The sequence below is a fragment of the Paraclostridium sp. MRS3W1 genome (assembly GCF_032465715.1).
Classification (GTDB): domain Bacteria; phylum Bacillota; class Clostridia; order Peptostreptococcales; family Peptostreptococcaceae; genus Paraclostridium; species Paraclostridium dentum.
The window spans coordinates 1-4,290 of the sequence record NZ_JAWDJM010000139.1 but is presented as its reverse complement, the minus strand read 5'-3'; the positions used below and the strand labels follow the sequence as shown (position 1 = coordinate 4,290).

General features: G+C 24.1%; 4 protein-coding genes and 1 pseudogene. All 5 read left to right on the top strand.

The window, feature by feature from the left end:
* Positions 1-401: pseudogene (locus RWY47_RS11225) on the top strand (GTP pyrophosphokinase); the annotation flags it as partial.
* Between the two features lie 143 nt (positions 402-544).
* Positions 545-1,783: an MFS transporter gene (locus RWY47_RS11220; protein WP_168930832.1), complete on the top strand. Its 1,239-nt coding sequence runs from the start codon at positions 545-547 to the stop codon at positions 1,781-1,783.
* 122 nt (positions 1,784-1,905) lie between these two features.
* Positions 1,906-2,814 (top strand): ABC transporter ATP-binding protein, encoded by a 909-nt coding sequence (locus RWY47_RS11215; RefSeq protein WP_168930834.1) that lies wholly within the window; start codon positions 1,906-1,908, stop codon positions 2,812-2,814.
* Positions 2,815-2,816: 2 nt separating this feature from the next.
* Entirely contained in the window at positions 2,817-3,527 is a 711-nt protein-coding gene (locus tag RWY47_RS11210) for an ABC transporter permease (protein WP_150843059.1), read from the top strand.
* A 46-nt stretch (positions 3,528-3,573) separates the two neighbouring features.
* Positions 3,574-4,266, top strand: coding sequence for a response regulator transcription factor (locus RWY47_RS11205; RefSeq protein WP_150843058.1), 693 nt, complete (start codon positions 3,574-3,576; stop codon positions 4,264-4,266).
* Positions 4,267-4,290: the final 24 nt, after the last annotated feature.

Sequence of the window (4,290 nt, the reverse complement as noted above, 5' to 3'; positions counted from 1 at the left end):
TTATTATATCTAAATTAAATTGTGAGTTTATATGGAATTTATTCTTTAGAATTTTATTTGAAGTAGAGCCACTTAATAATAAAAAAGATTTTGAAAACTTTATTTTATTTATAAAAGAAAAAGTAGTTCCTATAAAATATCAGGCAAAATTAGAATTAGCTTTTGAAAGTGATAGTAAACATGTATTAAAAGATATATACATGGAAGTTGTGGAAACTTTAATAGAAATAGACTCTATAGAAATTTTATATGAGGAAAATTTAGATAGCATAAACAATATAACTAAAAAAGTAATAAATGATATATGTAGAAATGTAGATTCGTTTAAAGAATATAAATATAAAAGTGGTAAGTATAGGGAAGTTTTAAATAAAAAAATAAAAGATGCAATACGAGATTAAAACAATAAAACGGCTTGATTTAATTATATAATTAAATCAAGTCGTTTTATTATAATAAACTATTTAAAGAATATTGAAAAAAATCAAAAAAAGAAATACACTTATATTGAAAAGACAAAAAGGTTATGAGAAGAGGGGATATAATGAAAAATGGTTGTAAGATAAAACTAAGTGAGAATATAAAGTTGTTTCTTACTATAAATCTTATAGCTTCTTTTGCTATGGGGATTTTTAATATGTTTGTGGGGATATATCTAAAAGAAATTGGTTATAAAGAACAGTTTGTAGGGAGTGTTCTTTCAATTAATACATTTTCTATAGCAATAGGATCTATCTTTAGTGCGTACTTAATTGAAAGGATAGGGAGGAAAAAAAGTTTCAATCTAGGATTTATATGTATAGCAATAGGTTCTATTTTTATAGTTTTTTTCAATAATTCAAACTTAATATTAATTATGGCAATTATAAATGGTTTTGGGATGAGTATAAAAACTACAGCAGAAGGTATGTATATACTTGAAAATACATCTGAAGAGGAACGAGTATCAGTTTTTAGTACGAATTTTATAATGTCTAATATTGGTATGATGGGGGCTTCTTTTTTAGGTGGAGTTATGTCATCTTATCTAGATAATTACTTTACATCAAGTGAATCTATAAAGTATATATTTATAATAACTTCTATATTGGCTATTTTAGCTTTGATTCCTATATTTTTTATGAAGGAACCTGAGTATGAAAAACATAGAAATTTAAAAGAATGTTTAAAAGGATATGCATCTATATTAAATAAAAAGATTGTAAGTTTCATGGTATATCAATTCCTAATAGGAATAGGGGCTGGAATAATTGTACCATTTTTTAGTGTATACTTAAAATATTCTATGGATATAGGAGATAATATAGTTGGAACTATACTTTCAATATCGCAATTTGGATGTATAATAGGAGGAATGATTATACCTTTTATGTCGAACAAGTTTGGAAAGGTAAAATCAGTTATAATTTGTCAATTATTATCTATTCCATTTTTACTATCAATTGCTTTTCCACAAGGAATATTTATTATAACTATTGCATTTTTTATGAGAAACGGACTTATGAATATGGCTATGCCGCTTATTCAAAACTTATCTATGGAAATTGTGCATGAAAGTGAAAGAACCAATATGAGTAGCTTAATAGCCTTATCTAGTAATATTAGTAGAGCTATAGGAATTGCAATTGGTGGATTTTTAATGGAAACTATATCTTATACAATTCCTTATTATTTTACGGTTGCATTTTATTTAATAGCAGTTATATTATTTAGTTATATATATAAGAATGAACTTAAAAGTAAAAAAAATCTACAATGTTTAAATATTACGAGCAATAAATAAAACTAGCTGAAAAGCTAGTTTTTTTAATTATAAAAATTAAAAATATTAAATAATATAGAAAGGTTTTAGAAAGGTTAAAATTTTAAAATTAGAGTATCAAATTAAATTAAGAGGTGATAAGTGTGAAGGAAATTTTAAAAGTTGAAAACCTGACTAAAAAACGAGGTAATAAGGTAGTTGTAGATAATTTAAGCTTTACTGTAAATCAAGGTGATATATTTGGATTTTTAGGGCCAAATGGAGCTGGTAAAAGTACTACAATGAAGATGATATTGAATTTAATTAATAAAGATGGAGGAAAAGTTTATATTGATGGATATGATATAGACAAAAAATTTAAAGAGGCTATAAAAAATGTAGCAGCTATAATAGAAAGTCCGGCAATGTATCTTGAATTAACGGCATATGAAAATTTAAAAATAGTAAAAAACTTTAGTGATACATACTCTTGTAGTTATGAAATTGATGAAGCATTGGAAATAGTAGGACTTAGAGGTAGAGGCAATGAAAAAGTTAAAAATTACTCTTTAGGAATGAAACAAAGGCTAGGTATTGCTATGGCACTTATAAAAAATCCTAAAATAATACTATTAGATGAACCTACAAATGGATTAGATCCAAAAGGTGTTATCGAAATGAGACAATTAATAAAAGAATTAGTAACTAAACATAAAAAAACTATTATTATATCTTCACATATTCTACATGAAATAGAAATGATTTGTAATAAAGTTATAATTATAAAAAATGGTAAGCAGATTCTAGAGTCAGATATAAAAAGTATAACTACTAAAAAAGATCTGTTTTTTATAAAAACTACAAGCATAGGAGAAGCATCAAGGATTTTAAATAATAAAAACTATGTAAAGGTAGAAAAGATAGAAAAAAATGGAATAATTGTTCAAGCTAATGAATCTAGTATAGCCTTAGTAATAAAAGAACTTGTAAATAATAATATACCAATATATGAAGTATCAGTAAGCAATAGTTCTTTAGAAGACATATTTATAGAAGTTACAGGAGGTAATTAATTATGAATAGTATAATAAAAAATGAATTTATAACTAATAAAAAGAGTGCTTTGCTGTTAGCAAATATTTTAATACTAGCATCTATAGCACTTGCGTATTTTGTAACTACTAAAATATCAGGGGCTGAAGTTTTAAGTGAATCACAAATAATGTCAATGTTTGTTCAATCAACATTAAAGATAATACCTCCATTTATTATAATTTTAATTTCCAAAGTAATAACTGAAGAATTTTCTAATGGAGGAATGAAAATATATCTTATAAATCCTATAAGTAGGACGGAAGTCTTAATAGGCAAGTTAGTATTTATATGCATAAATGTGTTGATTACTATAGTAACTCAAATCATAATAAGTATTATAGTAACTTCAATATTGACTCAAATTCCAGAGTTAGGATTAATTAGTGATGTAATTTATAAATATTTAGTTACATTAATACCTATAGTAGGGTTGATTTCAATTTTATTTATACCAGGACTTTTAATAAAAAGTTCAAGACATACAATATCATTTGGTATTTTCATAATAGTTGGATTTGATATACTATGTTCATATTTTACAAAATTGAATCCATACAGCATAACTTATATATTAAAAAATATAGCAGATATAAATAATCATATTGTTAATAATATTATAATAAGTTTAGTTTATTTGTTAGTAGGAATGGTAGTTTCAAGTTACATTTTTAAAAATAAGGAAATAAGATAATTTAAATATAAATAGATAAGTCTAGTAATATTAAAGGAGGATTATAATGCATAATATTTTAGTCGTAGATGATGAAAAAGAAATAGTAGAGTTAATAGAACTTTACTTTAGAAGTTCTAATTATAAAATATTTAAGGCCTATGATGGAATCGAGGCTATTAACATTATAGATAAAAATGATATTAATTTAGCTATTGTTGATATAATGATGCCGAATTTAAATGGATATTCATTAATTCAAAATATAAGAAGTAAGTTAAATATACCAATAATAGTTATTTCAGCAAAAGTTGAAGGATACGATAAAATATTAGCTTTAGATATGGGAGCAGACGATTATGTTACAAAGCCATTTGATCCTTTAGAATTAGTTGCTAGAGTTAATGCACAAATAAGAAGGGTGTATGGATATTCAAATTTACCTGAAATTGAAGAAAAATTAATACAAGTTGGAGATTTAAAATTAGATTTAGAAGCTTTCAAGCTAACAAAAAATAATAAAGAAATACCGCTTACATCAACAGAATTAAAAATAGTTGAACTATTTATGAAAAATCCAAATAAAGTTTTTACAAAAAAAAATTTATTTGAATCTGTGTGGGATGAAGTTTATATAGCAGAAGATAATGCTATAATGGTTCAAATAAGTAAAATAAGAGATAAAATTGAAGATACTAGTAAAGATCCAAAATATATAAAGACTATAAGAGGAATAGGATATAAATTTGAAAGTAAATAAATATTTATAAATTAGGAGGAAAAC